The sequence below is a fragment of the Streptomyces sp. NPDC014764 genome, assembly GCF_043082785.1.
Classification (GTDB): domain Bacteria; phylum Actinomycetota; class Actinomycetes; order Streptomycetales; family Streptomycetaceae; genus Streptomyces; species Streptomyces althioticus.
Genome location: NZ_JBIBXY010000017.1, coordinates 25,558 through 45,362, shown reverse-complemented (window position 1 = coordinate 45,362; position 19,805 = coordinate 25,558). Strand labels below are relative to the sequence as shown.

Below are 19,805 nucleotides of genomic sequence, written 5' to 3'. Positions count from 1 at the left end.
GACGACGAGCGCGGCGCACCGCGACGCCCGTGGCCGCGGTGCATACGTGCCGCAGCTCGGGGGCGACGCCGTGGCCACCGTCGCCGTCAGTCGAAGGTCTCGACGTACTCCTCCGGCGGGCCGAGCTCGGGGCGGTCGCACAGGACGATCCGTTCGCCGAAGCGCTCCGTCTCCAGCACCGTCAGAGTGTTGTCACCGGCGCGCAGCAGCGGCCGCGGGAGGTAGAGCGTCCGCTGCGGGCCGGTCTCCCAGTAGCGGCCCAGCAGGGTGCCGTTGATCCAGAGGAACCCCTTGCCGAAGCCGGGGAGGGCGACGAAGGCGTCCGCGGGCTCGGCGACCTCCAGCCGTGCCTCGGCGAAGCCCGCCCGCCCACGGGGGGCCGCGGCGGAGGCGGCCCGGGAGATGTCCCCGGGTGTCCACTCGTCCAGCGGCAGCCGGTGCATGCTCCAGTTGTGCACCTGCCGGCGGTCCACCAGCACACTGCCGAGGATGCCCTTCCCCTGGCCGAGCAGCGGGCCGTAGTTGATCCTGCCCTGGTTCTCCACCAGCAGCTCGAGCCGCACGCGTCGTCCGGCGCCACGCACGGTGACCGAGGCGGAGTCGCCGTCCAGCACGCCCACGGGTTCTCCGTCGACGAACACCTGTGCACGGTCGTGCAGTTGCCGCACGGACACGGTCACGTTCTCCGGCGGGAGGAGCGGTTCCGCCGTGTACAGCACCAGGCCGGCGGCCTGCCCCAGTTCGCCGAAGCTCAGCGGCACGGGTGCGCGTACCGGCTCGGCCGCGGCGCGCAGCCCTTCCAGCAGGGCCGCACGCCGGGTCAGCTCCAGTGTGTGCGGCTCCAGCAGGGGCGGGTCCGCGGGCACGGGCCGGCCCGCCACGGTGGGATCGACGGCGGCCAGCCGCTCCCGCAGGGCGAAGAACTTCGGGGTGAGGGCGCCGTGTTCCGCGACCGGCGCGTCCGAGTCGTAGCTGGTGACGGTCGGCCGGAGCCGCTCGCCGTCGTGATTGGCGCCCGACCAGAGGCCGAAGTTGGTGCCGCCGTGCGCCATGTACAGACTCACCGAACCGCCCTCGGCGAGGATTCCGTCCAGGGCGTCCGCCGCGCTGTCGGCCGAACGCACGTGGTGGTGCTCCCCCCAGTGGTCGAACCAGCCGTTCCAGAACTCCGCGCAGAAGAAGGGCTCGCCCTGCCGCCGTGCCCGCATCAGTGCCGCGGCCTGAGCGGGTCGGGAACCGAACGTGGCGGCCGCCAGTTCCCCGGCCAGCGAGCCGCCGTCCTGCATCAGCGTCGTCGGGCCGTCGGCCGTGTAGAGGAGTTCCGTGATCCCCCGCCCGGTCAGCGCGTCCCGCACCCAGCGCACGTAGGAGTGGTCGTCGCCGTAGCTGCCGTACTCGTTCTCGATCTGCACGGCCACCACCGGACCGCCCCGGCCGGCCTGGAGGGCGGCGATCCGGGGGATCAGCTCGTCGAACCACCGGCCCACCGCCTCCAGGAAGGGCGGATGGGAGGTCCGCAGCCGCATGCCGGGGGTGTCCGTGAGCCAGGCCGGCAGCCCGCCGTTGTCCCATTCCGCGCAGATGTAGGGGCCCGGCCGCACGACGGCGTCCAGCCCCTGCTCCTGGGCGAGCCGCACGAAGCGTTCCAGGTCGCGCGGGCCCGTGAAGTCGACGTCACCCCGGGCGCGCTCGTGGAAGTTCCAGGGCACGTAGGTGTCCACCGTGTTGAGCCCGAGGGCGGACAGCCTCCGGAGCCGGTCGGCCCACTGATCGGGATGGACACGGAAGTAGTGCAGGGAGCCCGCCAGGACGCGGTGCGGGTGCCCCTCGCGCAGCAGCACCCCGTCGGTGGAGGTGAGGGCGGGCGGTTCGCCGGCAAGGGAGCCGTGTTCCACGGCGCCGGGCTCGGAGACGGTCATTTCAAGGCTCCCGCGGTCATGCCCGCGCGCCAGAACCGCTGCAGTGAGAGGAAGGCGAGCAGGAGGGGGACGACGGACACGAGCGAGCCCACGACGACGAGCGCGGGCGGTACCGCGACATGGCTAGGTGTCGACGATTCCAGCAGACCGGCTGATCGATCTCTTCACGACTCCTCTTCGAGGGAGGCGAGACAAGGGGTGACCGCCGCGCGATCCGGGGGAGTCGGCGTGCAGTCGAGTGCCGAGTGACCGTCGACGGCTCGAACTATGGCAGATGTTGTTATCGATGCCAACGGTGTGACAGAGCTGGGGCGTTCGAAGGCAGAAGGGCAGGCTTTGCCCGGTGTGTCAGCGATATCGTCGAGGACCACGGTCTCGAGGAAGGACCCATGGTGAAGCAGAATGCCGGCGCGAAGCGGCCACCAGGGATGGCGGACGTGGCGCGAGCCGCCGGGGTGTCGGCGCAGACGGTGTCCCGTGTGCTCTCGGGCCGTCCGAACGTTCAGGAGCGCACGCGCGACAAGGTCATGGCGGCCGTGGAGCAACTCGGGTACCGGCGCAACAACGCCGCCCGGGTGCTCTCCTCGGGGCGCAGCCGCACCATCGGGGTGGTGACGCTGCGGCCCCACTACTACTCGGGCGCCCTCCTCACCTCCGGCATCGAGAGCGCGGCCCGCGAGGCCGGGTACACGGTGAACGCGGCGGCGACCTCCTCGCTCGACACGTCCGCGATCGAGGACGCCCTGTCCCGGCTGGCCGACCAGGACGTCGAGGGCGTCGTCCTGGCCGTGCCGCTCATCCATGCCAGCCGCCGGATCGAGCAGCTGACCGCGTCGGTCCCCACGGTCACGATCGACGGCTCCCGCACCTCCGCGACCGAGGTGGTGGCCGTCGACCAGGCGCTCGCCGCGCGTCTGGCCACCCAGCACCTGCTCGACCTGGGCCACGACTCGGTGTGGCACGTGACCGGTCCCGAGGAGTGGCTGGAGGCCGCCGGCAGGCGTGACGGCTGGCGCGACACCCTCGCGGCGGCCGGCCGGCCTGTGCCTCCCGCGCTGGAAGGCGACTGGTCTCCCGCATCCGGATACCGCAACGGCCTCGTCCTGGGACGCATCCCCGACGTGACCGCTGTCTTCGTCGCCAGTGACGAGATGGCCTTCGGGGTGATCAAGGCGCTGCACGAGGCCGGCCGCCGGGTTCCCGAGGACATCTCGGTGGTGGGCGTGGACAACATCGAACTCGCCGAGTACAGCTGGCCGCCGCTCACCACCGTGGCACAGCCGTTCGCGGAGATGGGGGCGCTGGCGGTGACGCAGCTGCTGCGGTCCATCGCCGCTCCGGGCGCCCTGTCGGGACCGAAGCCGGTGGAACCGCGCCTCGTCGTCCGTTCGAGCACCGCACCGCCCCGTGCCTCGGGGGGCGATGGCTGAGCGCGGCCGTGGCCCGCAAGGGCCTATGCCCCGTCGGCGCGCGTGTGGTCGGTGACGAGTTCCAGATCTTTCGCCGGGCCCCGCACCCGCCACACCATGCGCCAGTGGTCCGCGTCACGGACGGTGAACTCGCCCCGGTAGAGGTCGGCCGAGCAGGGGTGGTCGGCGACGTGCCGGCCGGACCTGAGGTCCAGGCCGTGGAAGAAGCGGCCGTCCGCGAACCGTACGTCAGCCGTGCCCTCCGGGCCCCGTAGAAAGCGGAGCGTGCGCTCGGCGGGCCGGGTGACGCCCCGCCAGGTGAAGTCGCCCGACTCCCGCTGGAGCAGGCCGTCGCCGTCCTCGAGCGGCTCGAACACCACGCTCCCGGTGAACCGCCCCTCGTCCCCGCTCGCCAGGTCCCGCACGACACGCTCGGCCCGCCAGGTGCCGCCCAGATACGCCAGTACGTCGGGTACCGGCCAGAACTCGCCCATGGCGTCCCGCTCTCCCGTGCTCTCTCGTGCTCCGCCGTGCCGCACGCCCCATTGACGTGCTCCTGCCCCTCCCTATCTTGCCGTTCGTTCCGGGGCGTGGCGCCCACGTTCGAGTTCACCTTCCCGCCGCACTCGGTGACGTTCATGAAGATCGACCGGTGCTGACACCGGCCGGCCCCGCAGGGCTAGTCTCTGGTTCTCATGAGCGGCATAGCGGTCTGGAAGCGGGTGCGGCGGTCGGACAGGGCCGTCGCGCCCTTCGCCGGCGCGGTGAGCGCGCTGGTGGGTGTGGTGCTGCTGTGGGTGGCGATCGGCGGCATCGGCAACCCCACCACACGTGAGGAGGAGAACGCCGCGCAGGAGCTGGCGTTGCGGATCTTCGGCTGCTGGCTGCTGGGCGGAGCGGTGCTGTACGGGGTGCTCGGCATGTTCCGCGCCCTGCTCGGTCACCTGGCCGCCCTCCTGGTCGCACCCCTCGCGGTGATCGTCGCCCTCCTGGTCCTGGCCGTCTGAGTACGAGCCGGTGCCGGTGGTTGTGACCGAGAGTTTTAGCTGGCGGATCATGGTCTGAACCATGCAGGCCGGGAGCCCGTGGGGAATTCTTGTTGGCGGATCTTGAGGGGGTTAGTTGGCGGATCAAAACTCTCAGTGTTCACTGTGCGTGAGCGTCGGGCTGCTCATTGGGTATGGAGGGGCTGACTGCACCCGAGTCGATGTCCCGGGCGAGCTGTTGGGCATATTCGGCGAGGAGTTTCCGCAGGTCGGCATAGTGTCGAAAGGTGTCTGGGCGGACGAGGTTGTACCAGGTGGTGTTGCGGCGGAGGGCCCATTCGAGCTGGATGTGTTGAGGCTGTTCGGCCTCGATGGTGCGCGGGGCGAAGAGATGCTCGCCTTGTGTGACCTGTACCCAGATGTAGACGGAGGCGTCCTGGCGTTTGCGGTCACCGACCGGTGGCCGGATGGGGCCGGGAAGCGGTGACAACTCGCTGACCAGGGCATCCCAATCGTCCCCAGGAAGAGCCCAGTCCCTGAGTGCCTCGCGTCGGCGCTGGTAGTCGATGAGCGGTCGCCGGGGTGCTCGGAGTTCGGCGCCGAGCTCGCGGAGGACTCGTTCGAACTCGGCTGGACTGCGTCCTGCGCGCTCCCAGCGTTTGAAGTCGGTGTTGGTTCTGAACCGCACCAGGCCCGGGGTGATGCCGAGGTAGCGCGCAGCATCATCGAGGGGTCCGCCCATTACCTCCTGGACGAGCCGGACTGCAGCGGTTCGGCGTAGCACCTTCGGGGCGATTCCGGTAATGGGTGCGAAGTATCTCTCATGCCAGGCTAAGCGCTGTCCCGTAATGATCTACGGCATGCTGGGTGACCAGCGTCGTTCCCCGGTCACCCGGCGAGGGTGAGGTTGTGGAGGCGGGCGATGCCGAGCATGGCGTGGTGGACGCCGTCACCTTTGAGACGGCAGTCGCGGAGGATCTTCCAGGTCTTCATGCGGGCGAAGGCGTGCTCGATGCGGGCGCGGACCTTGCGGTGTGAGCGGTTGTGCTCCTCTTTCCAGGCCGGAAGGCCAGCCTGGCCGGGTGCTCGGCGGTGCGGGATGACCAGGCCGGTGCCCCTGTAGCCGCCGTCGGCGATCACCATGGTGCGGCCGACGGCGGCCTTGGCACCGGACAACTCCCACGCCTTGCAGTCGTTGCGGTTGCCGGGCAGCGGTCGACCGACGGCGACGACGAGCCGAGTATCGGCGTCGATGACGACCTGGTGGTTGGTGGAGTACCGGTAGTCCTTGGACTGCTCGGCGATGCTGTGGTCGCGGGTGGGGACCAGAGTGCCGTCCACGATCAGGACGGTGTCCGTGCGGAACCGCTTGCGCTGCCGGGGTGCGAGCGCTGGTCCGAGGTGGTCGATGATGCGGTCGGCCGCGGACTTGGACACCCCGAACAGCGGTGCCAGTTGGCGCAGGGTGAGGTTGGTGCGCCAGTAGGCGGCGACCAACAGCACCCGGTCCTCCAGCGGCAGGCCCCACGGCCGGCCCCTGCGGACCGGGTCGGCGCCCTCGCGCCGGAGCGCGGTGATCAGCTTGCCGAATTGCCTTGGGCTCAGCCCGCTGAACGGGGGTATCCACGCGGGATCCGAAGCCGTGATGACGCCAGCCATTTCAAGATCATCGCAAGTGGCCGGGGCGCCTCTCCCTGTTCAGTACGTTTCAAGGGCTGGAGGAAGGTTCGCGGTCGTGTGCGCTTCCGCGATGTTGAACACACTGGCGCAAGCCGGGCACTCTGCCCGGCCAAAGAGGTATCTGATGCCCTCGGCGAGCCGCTGCTGCCCGTCCCGGTCGGCTGTGGCGTGCATCCATCGGCCAGGGTCGCGAAGCTCCTTGGCCGGGGCAGGCCGCAGCGACCGCCGCTCGATGTCGCCCTGATCCCAGTCTCGAATGGCCGCGTAGCAGCCGTAGTCGCCGACGGCGATGGTTACCTCTGCTTCGCAGCCGGGGCAGGAGACGGCATAGAAGTCGTCGGCGAAGTCTCCCAAGGAGGCGCTCCAGTGGTACTGCCCTGCAAGGGCGAGCAGATCACCGAAGAGCCGGTTGTAGTCGGCCGGAGGCGTCCGAAGCCGCTGGTCCACGAGTTCCCGCAACCGGTCGACCTCGTTCGGACAGCCCGCGAGCAGAGCTTCACCGTCGGGGTGCCGCAACGTGCCACGCACGATGGCACTGGCCAATTCGAGTGCCTGGGTACACGCGGGAGCTAGAGCTGCCAAGCGCGGGAGAGCTGCGAAGCTCGCCGCGGAGACTGTCTCACCGTGGAGGCAGAGACGGTCCCACAGCTCGTCCCACGCCTCCGGTGCTACCTCTCGCTCCACCTGATCCAGGAGCAGGGGTACCCGCCCAACCGCCCCGTGAGCATCGACCACCTGCGTCCAGTTCGTCACGAGGGCATTCAACTGTTCCCACAGCCTTGCTGCCAACCTGCAGAATGGCAGGGCCATGAGCTCCCAAGCCATTGCGGGACAGCCCTTACTCACGGCAGCACACTTTTTCCGCGAAGAGGGCCCAGCACTGGAATTACGTACAAGACGGCGTGGGCGCACTACTATTCGCCTGCGAACGCGCTCGCCCCAGGCCCGTGTTGCGGCTGATGAAGGTGTGCGGTGTGGTGTCGAGGCGGACACGGGCCCACCCTCTGTGTACGGGGATGGCATCCGGTGGGTGCGCAGGTGCCGATGACCGCGGACCGGCGAGCCATGGATGGCGGAAGCAGCCCGCGGGGTGCTGCGGCGGGCCGAACTGCCCGGCCGTATCAAGCCACACGCGTTCCGGCACACGACCACCAACAAGATCCCTCGACGTCACAGACAACGACCCCTGGGTGGCCAAGGAGCACTCCCCGGAGTTCACCTCCGCGCTGAAGACGGCCTGGGGTGAGGAATCATGAACGAGCGCGTCCGCACCCTGCTGCCCGTCATCACCTCGGATCAGCCGAGCCGTACCACCGGTGACAGCCTGGAGGTCCTCATGCACTGATGCAGGCGCCCGGCTTCGACGTCGCGCTGTTCCGCCGGGACGTGATCCGCATCCCGGCGGAGCACGAGGCCTACGGGTGGATCTGCAGGGTTTCCCAGTGCGAGCGGGCTCACGGAGCCGTGCCGGTCGTTCTGCGCGAACCATGGGCTGCGAGGCGCAAGCTCAAAATCTCACGCGGATGCCGCAGCGAAGATCTGCTACTCAAGGCGCTGAACCGTGGACAGGCAGGCTGGCCAGCCGCGGCTGAGCAAGTCGATGACGACGTCGAGGGTGTGGCGAGGGGCAGTGTCATCTTGGGCGAGGAACGGGATCTGCAGGATGCAGCAGGCCAGTAGGCGTGCAGTCATGTCGTCAGGGGCGAGGCCGGCTTCCTTGGCGATCGCGGTGGCGAGCGTGTCCTGGCTCGCGATCGAGGAGTTCAGCGCGAAGTCGCGCAGTTCCGGGGTGGTGCGCACCAGTTCGAGTACGCGTTGCTGGTCGGCGTTCAGGTCGCTGGCGAAGGGTCCGCGGGTGGACATGTGGTCACGTACGGCCTGCGGGATGGTCTGCCCAGTGGAGCGCTGTCGCACCGCGTCCACCAGTGCGGCCGAGCGGCTGGTGAGCTGGCCGCCGGGGAACACGAGGCTGGCCTTGCCGTCGGGGAAGTACGTGAAAAGTGTCGCGATGGAGACGCCGGCGGCTTCGGCGATCTCGCGGACACCGACCTGGTCGTAGCCGCGCTCGGTGAACAGGTCCACGGCGGTGTCGGTGATGGCCCGGCGGGTGAGGGCCTTCTTGCGTTCCCGTAGACCGGCGGGACGGGCTGGTGACTGCGGCTCGGTCACGGGGGCGGGCCGGGGCGTGTGTCCCAGCTCGGGGGCAGGCCAGCCGTTCTTGAGCAGGTCGATGGTGCTGTCGATCGCGCGCTGCGGGTCCTCGCGGTGCCAGGGCTGGGCGCGGTCGAGGATGAAGCGCGCTATCGCCCGTGCCGCGATGACCGCATCCGGGGCGTTCGGACTCTTTTCGATGAGGGCATCCGCCAGGGCCTGTTCATTGCTCAGCCCTATCCGCCGGGCGTAGCTGCGCAGTGCCGGAGTGCTGGCGGTGAGCTCGGTGAACGCCTGCTGCTGCGGATCGTCGGGGACGGTGCCGATGCTCAGCAGCATGTCACGCAGGCAGTCCAGGGCGCAGGTTCCGCTGGGGCAGTCGCGAACCGCTGTGGCGAGTCCGGCGCGGATGTCGTCCTCGCGATCGAAGACCAGGGCCTCCTTGGTCGGGAAGTGCTTGAACAGGCCGCTCATGGACATGTCCGCAGCCTCGGCGACGTCCTTGACGCTGACCTTCCCGCGCAGCGAACACACCCAGAGGGAATCCGCCACCGGCCAGGAGCTGATCTTCCACCCGGACGCCCCGCAGCCCCTCCTCGACATGTTCACCGCCGGTCCGGACCAGGCAGCGCACTGACGCCACACGAGGTGCTGCACCGTCAGACCGGCTCATTCAGCACAGCTGCCTTCACTCAAGGATCGAGGCAAGTCATGACCATGACTGCTATCACCGGTGCCTGGGCCTTCGACGGCGAGACGCCCGGAGGCCACCCCCAGTGAACTGTTCCCCGAGGGGTTCCGCCCCGACCCGCCTGCCGGCGCAAAGCCCAGCGGCAAGGCCCCGGTCATGCCCGCCTCCACCACCCCGGAGGAACTAACTCCGTGTCCAGGGCGCGAACCGTCGTCGTGCCTGATCGTGCCGCTCTTCGGCAACGATAGGGAATCGTCGCCGGTCATCCCGAGCCGACGGCCGCAGGGCCCGGGGTACGCCCGGGATCGGACATGGTCGCCGGTATCCGGCAGTCCGCCGAACGGGCCGACCGGGCCCGCACGGTGGCGGTTCGGCGTCACCGGCGCGTCCCCAGGCGGCCGACCAGCTTGGCCAGGAAAGGCAAGACGCTCCCGGCACCGTCGATGTGCACCTTTAGACTGAGCGTATGCCTGAGACCTCTAAGGCGCGCCCCGGGGGAGCGGACACGGCGAAGCGCGCCCTGCGCGTACTCGACGTCGTGGGCCGGTCGGAACAACCGCTCATGCTGGAGGAGGTCGTGAGGCAGACCGGCTTCGGCAGGAGCATGACCTACCGGCTGCTGCGGGCACTGCAGGAAGAAGAATTCCTTGAGCACGCCCCGGGCGGCGGCTACAGCGTCGGAGGTCGGCTGTACTCGCTCGCCGCTGCCGTCCTGCCCAGCTTCGACACCGACAACGCCTACCTGCCCCTGCTCCAGACGATCGCCGCCGAGAGCGGGGAGACCTGCACGCTGCACCGGCGGGTCGGTGCCAGCGTCGTCCTGGTGCTCGGTGCCGAGTCGACCCTGCACCCGCTGCGCCGGGTCTGGACCCCGGGCGAACTGACCCCGGTCGTCCGCGGGAGTGCAGGGACGGCGCTCCTGGCCAACCTCGGCCAGGACGAACTGACCGCGGTGCTGGACACGTTGCCCGCCGAAGCAACCAGCGGGGTGCGGGAACGAGCCGCCGAGGCGCGCAAGTTGGGCTACGTCCTGTCCTTCGGCGCCAACCACCCCGGGGTCCACGGTGTGGCGACCCCGGTGCCGGGCGCCGACCTGGCGGTATCGGTGTCCGGTCCCGGGCACCGATGGACCCAGGAGCGGATGACCGCGTTTGCTCCCCATCTGATCGAGCTGGTGCACACCTTCTCGCGGCCTGCCCCGCGCGGCTGAGACGCGCCTCGCAGTGCTGCGCCCAGGCCTGGGCGCAGCAGATGTCGTACGGGCTGGGAGCAGGCGGGCGGCGCTGGTGGTTGCTGCGTTCACCTCGCCGTGCCACATGTTCGGCTGTTACCGCGCCGGTACCCATGGGGCGGATCGCAGGTGCGCGATGCTGTGCCGGTCACGATCCTGTGCGGGGCCGTCTGCTGGCTTGCCCACGGCGACCATGGAGACGATCACCCAGCCGGGGTTCGGGTTCAACTCCTTGGTGAGCCCTTCCAGGTCGAAGGCCCGGAATTGGCGCGCGGCCAGTTTCAGGGCCTGGGCTTGTACCGTCAGGTGAGCGGTGGCCTGGCCGAGGTCGTAGTCCGCGAAGCCGGAGAAGAGCAGCTCCGTGTCGTCGACGTGCCGGTGCGCCAGGGTGACGACGAGCAGACCGGCATCCGTCGCCCAGCGCGCCGAGCTCGGCGCGAGGTGCGGCAGTACACGGTCGTACTCCGGCTCACCGGGCCTGGCGGTGAAGAAGCCCCACGGCTGGGTGTTCCCCGCCGACGGCGCCCACCGTGCGGCTTCCAGCAGCAGCTTCAGGGCGCGGTCGTCGACAGCCGCCGACGGATCGAATCGGGAAGGGCTGAAGCGCCCGGCGAGCAGCGGGTGTATGCCGCTGGGCGGCTCTTGAGGGTGGTGCATATCGGCTACAACCGGCGCCCGCGAGGGCGTATTCCGGTCGGCTAGACCGGGGCGGACCAGGCATCCGGCCGCCCGGGCCCAGCGCATCCCGGATCTGCTGAAGCGCAGTATGAGCAGCGAGTCGCCGGGCGGGACGAGTGCGTCATCCGCTGGTGCTGCCGCCCTCGCGTGCGCCCAGGCCGCGCTTGAGGATCTTGCCGGTGGCGGTCATGGGCAGCGTGGCGGCGAACTCGACGATCCGCGGATACTTGTAGCCGGCCATCTTCTCCTTGCACCAGGCGATCAGTTCCGTCTCGCTCAGGTCGGATCCCGGCCGACGGACGACGACGGCTTTGATCTCCTCGCCGTGGCTGGGGTGGGGTACGCCGATCACGGCGCACAGCGAGATGTCCGGGTGGGTCAGGAGACGTTCTTCGATCTCGCGCGGGTACACGTTGAAGCCGCCGCGGATGATGAGGTCCTTGGAGCGGTCGACGATGTAGTACCAGCCGTCCGCGTCGCGGCGTGCCAGGTCGCCGGTGCGCAGCCAGCCGTTCCTGAGGGCCTCGGCGGTGGCTTCCGGGCGGCCGAAGTAGCCCTTCATCACGTTGTGGCCGCGTACGGCGATCTCGCCGACGTCACGGCCGGGCGGAAGGTCTGTCCAGGAGCCGGGCCGCAGGAGTTTCATTTCCACGCCGGGCACCGGCAGCCCGATCGAACCCGCCTTGGCCGGGGCGCCGAACGGCGAGAACGCCGCGATGGGGCTGGTCTCGGAGAGGCCGTACCCCTCCAGGATGGTCACGCCGAAGACGCGCTCGAAGGCGGCGTGGATCTCGCCCGGGAGTGCGGCACCCCCGGAGTTGGCTACCCGCAGGTGCTGGGTGAAGGCGGCGATCGAGGAGGCACCGCTGTTGTCGCCGGCCTCCTTCTGCATCTGGTCGATCGCGTTGAGCAGGGCCCAGTACATGGTCGGAACGGCGGCGAAGACGGTGATCTTCTCGTCGGCCATCAGGGTCAGCGCCGCCTGGGGTTCGAAGCGCGGCATGAGGACGCTCGTGCCGGCGAAGGCGATGACGCCGTTCTGGCAGACGGTCTGGCCGAACGAGTGGAACAGCGGCAGGGCGGACAGGTGCCGGTCGGGACGGTCGGGGCTGGCTTCGAACAGCAGCCGGCCCAGCAGGGCGTTGTCGCGCAGGTTGCGGTGGCGCAGCTCGGCGCCCTTGGGCGTGCCGGTGGTGCCGGAGGTGTAGAGGATGACGGCGGTGTCGTCCTCGTCGACCGCCACCATGGTGTGGTCGACGGGGGTGTCGGCGAGCGCGGAGCCCAGGGTGCGCGCCTCGGGGTGCGGCGGGGCGCCAGCGGGGTCGGTGGTGATGCTGACGAACTGCCGGCACTGGGGGGCGTGCTGGAAGCCGGCCCAGCCTTCGGAGTCCATGGCCAGCCCGGCGACGTCTTGGTGGCAGAAGTACACCGAGGCGCCGGAGTCGTTGAGGTGGTAGGCGATCTCGCTGCGCTTCAGGAGCGTGTTGAGCGGGACGACGGCCGCGCCGGCTCGGAGGATCCCGTAGTAGGCGATCGTGAACTCGGGGATGTTGGGGCAGGTGAGCGCGACAACATCGCCGCGGCCTACGCCCAGTTCGGTGAGCAGGTTCGCGCATGCGCGGGATGCGAGGTCGAGTTCGCGGTAGGTCAGGCGCCGCGCGCCCGCCACGATCGCCTCGCGGCCGGGGAAGTGGGCGGCGGTCGTCTCCAGCAGGTAGGCGAGATTCGCGGTGGGGTTCACGGCCGGATCTCCTCGGCGAGAGCGGCCAGTTGGGCCAGCCCTCCGTCGTGGGCGTGCAGGGGGTGTGCGGCCACGCGCGTGGCGCCGGCGGCGAGGTGCTCCTCGATCCTGCGGGCCACCGCATCGGGGCCGCCGATGGCGACCATCTCGTGGACCAGCTTCTCGGTGGCCTGCCCGTTGACCTCGACCTCCGTGTGTCCCAGGGCCTGCAGGTGGTGGACGTAGTTGGGCAGGGCGAGGCGTGAGGCGACGTAGGCGGCGCCCAGCGGCATCGCCGCGTCGATGTCGTCGGTGATGATGAACGCCTGCTGGGGCACCAGCAGCGGGCGGTCGCCGAGCAGGGTGCGTGCCGCCGCGGTGTGGTCGGGGGTGACGAAGAAGGTGTGCACCCCGGCGGCGCGTTCACGGGCCAGGTCCTGCATCCTCGGCCGCAACGCGGCCAGTACCACCGGGGGTCTTGCATCGCCGGTGTCGAACCGTCCGGTCTGGTCCAGGGAGTCGAGGTAGGAGGCCATGTAGGCCAGCGGCTTGGTGTGCTGGTGGCCCCGCTCGGCGTTGCGCACGGCGTGGCTGGTGCCCAGCCCCATCACGAACCGTCCGGGGAAGGCGAGTTCCAGGGTGTGCCCGGCGGCGGCCGCGGCCGTGGCGTCGCGTGCGTAGACGTTGGCGATGCCCGTCGCGACGCCGAGCCGCTCGGTGGCCGCCAGCAGTAGTGCGGCCTGGGTGAACGCCTCGCGGCTGGTGGGGGTCTCCGGGAACCACAGGCGGGCGAACCCCAGCCGCTCCACCTCAGCGGCGATGGCCGGGAGCCCATCGCCGCTGACACCCGCGAGCGTCAGCCAGGCGTCCACCCGGCCGGCACGTCGTTGTTCGACCACAATCGCCTCGATTCCAATATGTGAAACCTAATGTTTCGCCAAGTGGGTTTCGTAGACGGTAGGCGGCGCCGCAGCCGCGCGTCAACGGCTTCCCGACGAGCCTCGCCGAGCGCACCCTCCAGGGCTCGGACCGTCCCGACCGGTTGACACGCAGGGGGTACCGTCTTAATTTCAGTTGCACAATGTAGATGCAGAGGTTTCAGAAAGTGGAATCGACAGTGAATGCATCAGGTGCAATGACGCACAAACTTCTTGCCCGTGACACCTTGGTGACGGCCCCGGCGGTCTACGACGGCATCACCGCCCAACTGGTTCGGCGGATGGGTTTCTCCGCCGCCTACATGACCGGCGCGGGCGTGGCCGCCTCCGCCCACGGGCTGCCCGACATCGGCCTGGTGACGGCCAGTGAGATGACACAGCGGGCGGCCATGCTGGTGGACGTTCTCGAGGACATCCCGCTGATCGCCGACGCCGACACCGGCTACGGCTCACCCCTCAATGTCGTACGCACGGTGCGCTCCTACGAGCGCGCCGGGGTCGCGGCGATCCAGCTGGAGGACCAGGCGTTCCCCAAGCGCTGCGGCCATCTGCCCGACAAGGAACTGATCAGCCGGGAGGCGTTCCTGAAGAAGCTGGGGGCCGCGCTCGACACCCGGGACCGCGCATTGATCGTGGCGCGCACCGACGCCCGGGGCGTGCTCGGCCTGGATGAGGCCATCGAGCGGGCCAACGCCTACGCGCAGGCCGGGGCCGATGTGATCTTCGTCGAGGCGCCCGTCAGCCGCGAGGAGGTCGAGCGGATCGCCCGGGAGGTCGACGCGCCGCTGCTCATCAACCTGGTCCAGGGCGGCCTGACGCCGGACGAGGGGCCGCAGGTGCTGCAGCAGCTGGGCTATGCGCTCGCCATCCATCCGAGCAACCCGCTGGCCGCCGTCATGGACGCCGCCATCGGATCCCTCCAGCGGCTCGGCGGCCGCGATCCGCGGACCGGATCGCAGGGGGTGGCCGCCTTCTTCGACCTTCTCGGGCTGCGGGAATGGTCAGCCATCGGTGACAAGTGGAGTTGAGACCGCTATGGGCATGAACATCGTCGAGAAAATCATGGCCCGCGCTGCGGGCCGCGAGAAGGCGTCGGTCGGCGACACCGTCGTCGTCGATGTGGACATGACGGTCCTCATCGACCTGCAGTTCACCGTCGGCTGGGAGGACCCTGTCAAGATCGCCGACGCGGACCGGGTCGCCGTGGTGATGGACCACGCCGTGCCGGCGCCCTCCGTGCAGGACGCTCTGGGCGGTGAACGGGCCCGCTCGTTCGCGCGTGAGTACGGCATCCGGCGGTTCTACGATGTCGGACAGCACGGGATCTGCCACCAGGTGATCGCCGAGAACGGTCTGGCCCTGCCCGGCCAGGTCCTGGCCTGCACCGATTCCCACACCTGCGCGGCCGGGGCCTACAACACGGCCGCCCGGGGACTGGGCCCGGCCGAGGTCTACTCCATCATGTGCACGGGCAAGACCTGGTTCACCGTCGAGCCCACGATCCGCTACCAGTTCGTGGGGGCCAAGCCCGAGCACGTCAGCGGCAAGGACATCTTCCTGCACATCGCCGGAACCTTCGGGGATGTCACCAACCACAATCTCGAGTACGGCGGCCCCGGCCTTGTGAGCCTGCCGCTGAACGACCGGCGCACCATCGCCACCCAGGGCGCAGAAGTCTCCGCCGACTTCAGCATCTTCGAGGCCGACGCGCTCACCCGCGACTACATACGCAGCGTCAGCGACCAGCCCTTTACCGAGGTCGCGCCGGACGCCGACGCCCAGTACGCCGACGTCCGTGTGATCGACCTCAGCTCGCTCGTGCCCTATGTCGCCCGCCCCGGCACCGTCAGCAACAACGCCCTGCCTGTCTCGGCCATCGAGCACCGCAAGGTCGACCAGTGCTTCATCGGCTCCTGCGCCAACGGCCAGCTCGAGGACCTGCGGATCGCCGCCGAGGTGCTGCGCGGCAAGACGGTCGCCTCCGGGGTGCGGCTGATCGTGACCCCGGCCTCGCAGGCCGTTTACCGCGACGCGATGCGGCTGGGCTACCTGCAGGACATCGCGGACGCTGGCGGCGTGGTCACCAACTCCACCTGCGGCGCCTGCTTCGGCTACCACATGGGGCTCATCGGTCCGGGGGAAGTCTGCCTGACCGCGTCGACCCGCAACTTCAAGGGCCGCATGGGCAGCACGGAGGCGGAGATCTACATGGCATCCCCCGCCACGGTCGCCGCGTCCGCGGTGACCGGTGTGATCACCGACGCGCGAGAGGTGCAGTCATGACGGACATCATCGAGGGCCGCGTGTGGGTGGTGGGCGACTCCGTCAACACCGACGCCATGTATCCCGGGTTCGCCATGCGCCTCGAACCCGAAGAGGCAGCCCAGCACGTGTTCTACGAGCTGCGCCCCGGCTGGAGCGAACAGGTTCGCCCCGGCGACATCGTGGTCGCGGGCCGCAACTTCGGCGTGGGCTCCTCCCGTCCCGTGGCCAACCTCTTTCGCATCCTTGGCGTCCGCGCCCTGCTCGCCGACCAGTTCAACTCGCTGTTCTACCGCAACTGCATCAACTTCGGCCTGCCCGCCCTGACGGTTCCGGGCGTGCGGGCCGCCTTCGAGGACGGGCAGCAGGCACGCATCGCCCTCGCTGCCGGGCACGTCGACAACACCAGCACGAACGCCTCCTTCGACGTACCCGGACTGCCGCCGATGCTCCTCGACCTGCTCGATGCCGGCGGCCTCATGCAGCGCCTGGCCGACCAGGGCTACCGGCGCGCCGGCTGACCAGGCCGCGGCCACACACTGCAGCGAGGCGCCGTCAGCTCGCACTCCTCGCTCGTAGCAGACCCGGGCACTGTCACCTCACCCGCGGCCGGGGCGCACCCACGACACAAGGCCACATTCATCAGGACGGCACACCGGCCGTCCGCGGCGTTCTGGGCATCTGCGTGAGCGCCGTGAGAAGGGAGCCGCACCACCATGACGTACGAGTACAAGGGCGATGAGCCGACCTCCCCGCCACCCCGCTTGGTGCTCACCGGGGTCACCGATGCCGGTCGGTCGACGATCGTCTCCGACGGCCCGACGGCCGTCGTTTACGGCAGCCCGTTCGTGACCGCGGCCGCCCTGTGGGAGGCCGAGAAGCTCCCGCCACAGCCGGGCGGCAACCACCACCCGGTCCTGCACGAGGACTTCGCACCACACACCGGCCTGCGCGTCTTCATCAGCGTCTTTCCGCCCGCCTCGCAGTGGGCCGACAACCCCGAGATGGTGCGCGAAGTCCTGGCCGCGGCCGGCATGGAGCCGGAGGGCGACCGCCCGCCCGGCTTCCACGCCACCGACACCATCGACATCCAGACCGTCGTCGACGGCGAGATCTACTGCCTCACCGACGAAAAGGAAGTCCTGCTCACCCAGGGCGACACCATCATCATGAACGGCATCCAGCACGCCTGGATCAACCGCTCCGACAAGCCCGCCACCGTACTCGCCACCATGATCGCCAACAGCCCGGCACTCACAGAGGAGAAGCGCCATGCCTGATGTCTACGGTTACCGGCTCAAGCTCGGAGTCGTCACCCCGTCCGTGAACACCGTCGTGCAGTACGAGTACGACCAGATGCGCCCGAAGGGCGTGACCAACCACCTCGCCCGTATCCACGTCCCCAACATCGTCACCCGCGACGACAGCGCCCTGCAGCAGTCTGTCAGCGACCTCGACAGCGCGCTTGACGCCGCGGTCGAGCGGGTGCTGAGCGCCGAGGTCGACGTGGTGGTCCTGGGCGTCTCTATCGAGGCGATCTACGGTGACCCGGAGGCGGGGCAGCGGATCGAACAGCGGCTGCGGGCGCGCCTGGACGTGCCCGACCTGCGCCTGGTGCATGCCGGTGACGCCATCCCCGCGGCGCTGCGCGCCTACGGGATCACGGACGGTCCGATCGCGCTGCTGACCCCGTACGGTCCGGCGGGCGAACCACACCTGGGAGCGTTCGTCGAACGCTGCGGGTACAAGATGCACGCCGTGCGCCACCTCGTCTCGCCGTCCCTGGTGCAGATCGCGCACAACCCGCCCGCGGCCATCCGGCCGCTCGTGGAGGAGCTTGCCGACAGCGGAGCGCAGGCGATCGTGCAGTTCGGCGCGAACCTGCCCTTCGGCCCGGTCGCCAGCCAGGCCGAAGCCGACCTGGGCCTGCCGGTCATCGCCGTCAACACCGCCACCTACTGGCACGCGCTGCGCACCAGCGGCATCACCGACCAGATCGACGGCTTCGGCCGGCTGCTCGCGGAGCACTGATGACCACGCCAAGCAGCGCACCGGCAGCCGGCCACCGGACCTACCCGCACCTGCTGTCCCCGATCACGCTCGGGCCCAAAACGATCCGGAACCGGGTGTGGCAGACCGCGCACGCCACCGAGTTCGCCACCGACGGCACCATCCCCGACGCCAGCGTCGAGTACTACCGGGAGCGGGCGCTGGGCGGGGTGGGCGCCATCACCATGGAAGCCATGGCGGTGCACCCCACCACCCAGCCCCGGCGCGGCGTCATCCTCGCCTACGACGAGCGGGTGGTCGCCGGGTACCGGGCGGTGGCCGAGGCGGTCCAGGCACACGGCACCCGGCTCTTCGCCCAGTTGTGGCACCGCGGCCGGCAGACCGACGGCCAGATCAGCCGCCTGCCCACCTGGGCACCCAGCCCCGTGCCCGACGTCGCCTACCGCGAGATCCCGCACGAGATGACCGCCGCCGAGATCGACGAACTCGTCGACGGCTACGTCCTCGCCGCCCGCTACGCCGTCGAGGGCGGCGTCGACGGCATCGAAATCCACGGCGTCTCCCACGGCTACCTGATCAACCAGTTCCTCTCCCCGGCCACCAACCACCGCACCGACGAGTACGGCGGATCCCTGGAGAACCGGATGCGGCTGCTGCGCCGCGTCACCGACGCCGTGCGCGCCGTCGTCCCCGCGGACCGCATCCTCGGTATCCGCGTCAACAGCAGCGACGGCGCGATGCCGGGCGGCCTGGACAACGCGGCCTGGTGCGAGATCGCCGCCGTCATCGCCGGCTGGGGCGTGTTCGACTACATGTCGACGACCCAGGGCACCTACATGGACTTCATGTCAATCTTCGGGACCTCCGCGGCCCGCCCGGTCGGCTACGAGGTCGAGGACACCGCACGCCTGAAGCAGGCCGTCGGCGCGCTCCCCGTGATCGCCGTCGGCCGTATCACCACCCCAGAGACCGCCGAGGAGATCATCGCCTCCGGTCGGGCCGACATGGTGGGCATGGCACGGCAGTTGATCGCCGACCCGATGTGGGTGCGCAAGGCCGAAGAGGACCGCGCCGATGACATCCGACCGTGCATCGGCTCCAACTTCTGCGTCGCCACCCAGGCCCGCAACGCCCCGCTAGGCTGCATCCACAACCCCGAAGTCGGCCGCGAACGCCAGTTCCGCGAGATGCCCGCCTCGGCCGGCGGCAAACGGGTGGCGGTCGTGGGCGGCGGACCGGCCGGGCTACGCGCGGCCCTCACCGCGAGCGAGCGCGGCCACCACGTCACCCTGTTCGAGAGAGCCGCCGAACTCGGCGGCCAGGTCAACCTGTTGACCCAGGCGCCCACCTACCGCGAGTGGTCCGGCGTGGTCAGCTGGCTGCAGGCCCAGCTGGAGAAGACCTCCGCCACCGTCGAGCTGAAACACGAGGTCACCGCCGACGAACTGAGCGGCGGAGCCTTCGACGCGGTCATCCTCGCCACCGGCTCCACCCCGCTGCGCCACGGCTGGCCGGCCGCGCGTCCCGCGCAGTGGGCCCCGGGCGCCCCGGCCCTGCCGGGAGCCGACCAGTTCAACGTGTTCACCCCGGCCGACGTGCTCTCGGGCCAGGCGGAGATCCTGCGCAATGTTTTGATCATCGATGACACCGGCGAGCGGCACCCGTTCGCCGTGGCCGAATACCTCGCAGAACGCCGTCACCCCGTCCACGTGGTGACGATCTTTCCGCAGATCGCCCACCTCACCGGCGGAGCCCTGGACCACGGATTCGTCTACGGCTCACTGCGGCGGCGCGGCGTCACCTTCCAGACGAACACCGCCGTGAAGGCCATCGACGGCGACGAAGTCGTCCTCGTCGACATCCACACCGGCGCCGAGACCCGTCGGACGGATGTCGATGCGGTCGTCCTCTCGGTCGGCAACGCGGCCGACGACGCGCTCGCCCGCCAACTGGCCGCCACCGGGCTGGAGATCTACTCCGTCGGCGACTGCCAGGCACCACGAAAGATTTTCAACGCCATCTGGGAAGGCGACCAAGCCGCACGCCGCCTCTGAGTAATCCCGCGGCACACCCGGCCGAAGTACGGCGCCGGGCGTGCCGCCGCTCAGCACCGCGCCGTACCTGCATGGG

The 19,805-nt window shown here is 69.8% G+C and carries 19 protein-coding genes and 1 pseudogene; 10 read left to right on the top strand and 10 right to left on the bottom strand.

Going from position 1 to position 19,805, the window contains the following annotated elements:
* Positions 1-86 precede the first annotated feature (86 nt).
* The gene (locus ACF1AG_RS28680; RefSeq protein ID WP_391810613.1) at positions 87-1,919 is read right to left on the bottom strand and encodes a beta-galactosidase; all 1,833 of its coding nucleotides are present in this window, start codon (positions 1,917-1,919) and stop codon (positions 87-89) included.
* Positions 1,916-2,020: pseudogene (locus ACF1AG_RS28675) on the bottom strand (carbohydrate ABC transporter permease); the annotation flags it as partial. The gene ACF1AG_RS28680 and the pseudogene ACF1AG_RS28675, both read right to left, overlap by 4 nt.
* A 288-nt stretch (positions 2,021-2,308) precedes the next feature.
* On the opposite strand from ACF1AG_RS28675, the gene ACF1AG_RS28670 reads away from it, so the two are divergent.
* Entirely contained in the window at positions 2,309-3,349 is a 1,041-nt protein-coding gene (locus ACF1AG_RS28670) for a LacI family DNA-binding transcriptional regulator (protein ID WP_391810612.1), read from the top strand.
* A 23-nt stretch (positions 3,350-3,372) separates the two neighbouring features.
* On the opposite strand, the gene ACF1AG_RS28665 is transcribed toward ACF1AG_RS28670, so the two are convergent.
* Positions 3,373-3,822, bottom strand: coding sequence for a DUF6314 family protein (locus tag ACF1AG_RS28665; RefSeq protein WP_359605548.1), 450 nt, complete (start codon positions 3,820-3,822; stop codon positions 3,373-3,375).
* Positions 3,823-4,023: 201 nt separating this feature from the next.
* Here ACF1AG_RS28665 and ACF1AG_RS28660 point away from each other — a divergent pair, with 201 nt between their 5' ends.
* Positions 4,024-4,335: a hypothetical protein gene (locus ACF1AG_RS28660; protein WP_387796712.1), complete on the top strand. Its 312-nt coding sequence runs from the start codon at positions 4,024-4,026 to the stop codon at positions 4,333-4,335.
* Positions 4,336-4,474: 139 nt separating this feature from the next.
* On the opposite strand, the gene ACF1AG_RS28655 is transcribed toward ACF1AG_RS28660, so the two are convergent.
* The 4 genes from ACF1AG_RS28655 to ACF1AG_RS28640 form a co-directional block, all read right to left on the bottom strand.
* The gene (locus ACF1AG_RS28655) at positions 4,475-5,056 is read right to left on the bottom strand and encodes a hypothetical protein (protein ID WP_387796714.1); all 582 of its coding nucleotides are present in this window, start codon (positions 5,054-5,056) and stop codon (positions 4,475-4,477) included.
* A 146-nt stretch (positions 5,057-5,202) separates the two neighbouring features.
* On the bottom strand, positions 5,203-5,973 hold the full coding sequence (locus tag ACF1AG_RS28650) for a transposase (RefSeq protein ID WP_387796716.1): 771 nt from the start codon (positions 5,971-5,973) through the stop codon (positions 5,203-5,205).
* Between the two features lie 39 nt (positions 5,974-6,012).
* On the bottom strand, positions 6,013-6,747 hold the full coding sequence (locus tag ACF1AG_RS28645) for a hypothetical protein (protein WP_387796718.1): 735 nt from the start codon (positions 6,745-6,747) through the stop codon (positions 6,013-6,015).
* A gap of 789 nt (positions 6,748-7,536) precedes the next feature.
* A complete protein-coding gene (locus ACF1AG_RS28640; RefSeq protein WP_391810611.1) occupies positions 7,537-8,625 on the bottom strand; it encodes a TetR/AcrR family transcriptional regulator in 1,089 nt (362 codons plus the stop codon).
* On the opposite strand from ACF1AG_RS28640, the gene ACF1AG_RS28635 reads away from it, so the two are divergent.
* Both ACF1AG_RS28635 and ACF1AG_RS28630 read left to right on the top strand, forming a co-directional pair.
* On the top strand, positions 8,624-8,782 hold the full coding sequence (locus tag ACF1AG_RS28635; RefSeq protein ID WP_387796722.1) for a hypothetical protein: 159 nt from the start codon (positions 8,624-8,626) through the stop codon (positions 8,780-8,782). The genes ACF1AG_RS28640 and ACF1AG_RS28635 overlap by 2 nt on opposite strands.
* Positions 8,783-9,302: 520 nt before the next feature.
* Positions 9,303-10,046 carry an IclR family transcriptional regulator gene (locus tag ACF1AG_RS28630; RefSeq protein ID WP_391810610.1) on the top strand — a complete coding sequence of 248 codons (744 nt, stop codon included), beginning with the start codon at positions 9,303-9,305 and terminating at the stop codon, positions 10,044-10,046.
* Between the two features lie 117 nt (positions 10,047-10,163).
* On the opposite strand, the gene ACF1AG_RS28625 is transcribed toward ACF1AG_RS28630, so the two are convergent.
* The 3 genes from ACF1AG_RS28625 to ACF1AG_RS28615 all read right to left on the bottom strand — a co-directional run bounded on the left by ACF1AG_RS28625 (position 10,164) and on the right by ACF1AG_RS28615 (position 13,364).
* Entirely contained in the window at positions 10,164-10,724 is a 561-nt protein-coding gene (locus tag ACF1AG_RS28625) for a nitroreductase family protein (RefSeq protein WP_387796725.1), read from the bottom strand.
* Positions 10,725-10,866: 142 nt separating this feature from the next.
* Positions 10,867-12,486, bottom strand: coding sequence for a long-chain fatty acid--CoA ligase (locus tag ACF1AG_RS28620; RefSeq protein WP_391810609.1), 1,620 nt, complete (start codon positions 12,484-12,486; stop codon positions 10,867-10,869).
* On the bottom strand, positions 12,483-13,364 hold the full coding sequence (locus ACF1AG_RS28615; protein WP_387796729.1) for a TIGR03620 family F420-dependent LLM class oxidoreductase: 882 nt from the start codon (positions 13,362-13,364) through the stop codon (positions 12,483-12,485). Before ACF1AG_RS28615 ends, ACF1AG_RS28620 begins: the two co-directional genes overlap by 4 nt.
* Positions 13,365-13,600: 236 nt before the next feature.
* On the opposite strand from ACF1AG_RS28615, the gene ACF1AG_RS28610 reads away from it, so the two are divergent.
* The 6 genes from ACF1AG_RS28610 (at position 13,601) to ACF1AG_RS28585 (ending at position 19,729) form a co-directional block, all read left to right on the top strand.
* Complete coding sequence (locus ACF1AG_RS28610) at positions 13,601-14,431, top strand: oxaloacetate decarboxylase (protein ID WP_391810608.1); 831 nt, start codon at positions 13,601-13,603, stop codon at positions 14,429-14,431.
* A gap of 13 nt (positions 14,432-14,444) precedes the next feature.
* On the top strand, positions 14,445-15,686 hold the full coding sequence (locus tag ACF1AG_RS28605; RefSeq protein ID WP_387796732.1) for an aconitase/3-isopropylmalate dehydratase large subunit family protein: 1,242 nt from the start codon (positions 14,445-14,447) through the stop codon (positions 15,684-15,686).
* Positions 15,683-16,186: a 3-isopropylmalate dehydratase gene (locus ACF1AG_RS28600; RefSeq protein WP_387796734.1), complete on the top strand. Its 504-nt coding sequence runs from the start codon at positions 15,683-15,685 to the stop codon at positions 16,184-16,186. Before ACF1AG_RS28605 ends, ACF1AG_RS28600 begins: the two co-directional genes overlap by 4 nt.
* Before the next feature lie 195 nt (positions 16,187-16,381).
* Positions 16,382-16,945: a cupin domain-containing protein gene (locus tag ACF1AG_RS28595; protein ID WP_387796736.1), complete on the top strand. Its 564-nt coding sequence runs from the start codon at positions 16,382-16,384 to the stop codon at positions 16,943-16,945.
* Positions 16,938-17,696: a hypothetical protein gene (locus ACF1AG_RS28590; RefSeq protein ID WP_387796738.1), complete on the top strand. Its 759-nt coding sequence runs from the start codon at positions 16,938-16,940 to the stop codon at positions 17,694-17,696. The genes ACF1AG_RS28595 and ACF1AG_RS28590 overlap by 8 nt, the downstream gene beginning before the upstream one ends.
* Complete coding sequence (locus ACF1AG_RS28585; protein ID WP_387796740.1) at positions 17,696-19,729, top strand: FAD-dependent oxidoreductase; 2,034 nt, start codon at positions 17,696-17,698, stop codon at positions 19,727-19,729. Before ACF1AG_RS28590 ends, ACF1AG_RS28585 begins: the two co-directional genes overlap by 1 nt.
* The last annotated feature ends 76 nt before the right edge of the window (positions 19,730-19,805 follow it).

What these genes read in the sequence shown, in the direction of transcription:
- ACF1AG_RS28680 (WP_391810613.1), bottom strand. Translation starts at nt 1,919, where the DNA reads ATGACCGTCTCCGAGCCCGGCGCCGTGGAACACGGCTCCCTTGCCGGC.
- ACF1AG_RS28670 (WP_391810612.1), top strand. Translation starts at nt 2,309, where the DNA reads ATGGTGAAGCAGAATGCCGGCGCGAAGCGGCCACCAGGGATGGCGGAC.
- ACF1AG_RS28665 (WP_359605548.1), bottom strand. Translation starts at nt 3,822, where the DNA reads ATGGGCGAGTTCTGGCCGGTACCCGACGTACTGGCGTATCTGGGCGGC.
- ACF1AG_RS28660 (WP_387796712.1), top strand. Translation starts at nt 4,024, where the DNA reads ATGAGCGGCATAGCGGTCTGGAAGCGGGTGCGGCGGTCGGACAGGGCC.
- ACF1AG_RS28655 (WP_387796714.1), bottom strand. Translation starts at nt 5,056, where the DNA reads ATGGGCGGACCCCTCGATGATGCTGCGCGCTACCTCGGCATCACCCCG.
- ACF1AG_RS28650 (WP_387796716.1), bottom strand. Translation starts at nt 5,973, where the DNA reads ATGGCTGGCGTCATCACGGCTTCGGATCCCGCGTGGATACCCCCGTTC.
- ACF1AG_RS28635 (WP_387796722.1), top strand. Translation starts at nt 8,624, where the DNA reads ATGTCCGCAGCCTCGGCGACGTCCTTGACGCTGACCTTCCCGCGCAGC.
- ACF1AG_RS28640 (WP_391810611.1), bottom strand. Translation starts at nt 8,625, where the DNA reads ATGTCCATGAGCGGCCTGTTCAAGCACTTCCCGACCAAGGAGGCCCTG.
- ACF1AG_RS28630 (WP_391810610.1), top strand. Translation starts at nt 9,303, where the DNA reads ATGCCTGAGACCTCTAAGGCGCGCCCCGGGGGAGCGGACACGGCGAAG.
- ACF1AG_RS28625 (WP_387796725.1), bottom strand. Translation starts at nt 10,724, where the DNA reads ATGCACCACCCTCAAGAGCCGCCCAGCGGCATACACCCGCTGCTCGCC.
- ACF1AG_RS28610 (WP_391810608.1), top strand. Translation starts at nt 13,601, where the DNA reads ATGACGCACAAACTTCTTGCCCGTGACACCTTGGTGACGGCCCCGGCG.
- ACF1AG_RS28605 (WP_387796732.1), top strand. Translation starts at nt 14,445, where the DNA reads ATGAACATCGTCGAGAAAATCATGGCCCGCGCTGCGGGCCGCGAGAAG.
- ACF1AG_RS28600 (WP_387796734.1), top strand. Translation starts at nt 15,683, where the DNA reads ATGACGGACATCATCGAGGGCCGCGTGTGGGTGGTGGGCGACTCCGTC.
- ACF1AG_RS28595 (WP_387796736.1), top strand. Translation starts at nt 16,382, where the DNA reads ATGACGTACGAGTACAAGGGCGATGAGCCGACCTCCCCGCCACCCCGC.
- ACF1AG_RS28590 (WP_387796738.1), top strand. Translation starts at nt 16,938, where the DNA reads ATGCCTGATGTCTACGGTTACCGGCTCAAGCTCGGAGTCGTCACCCCG.
- ACF1AG_RS28585 (WP_387796740.1), top strand. Translation starts at nt 17,696, where the DNA reads ATGACCACGCCAAGCAGCGCACCGGCAGCCGGCCACCGGACCTACCCG.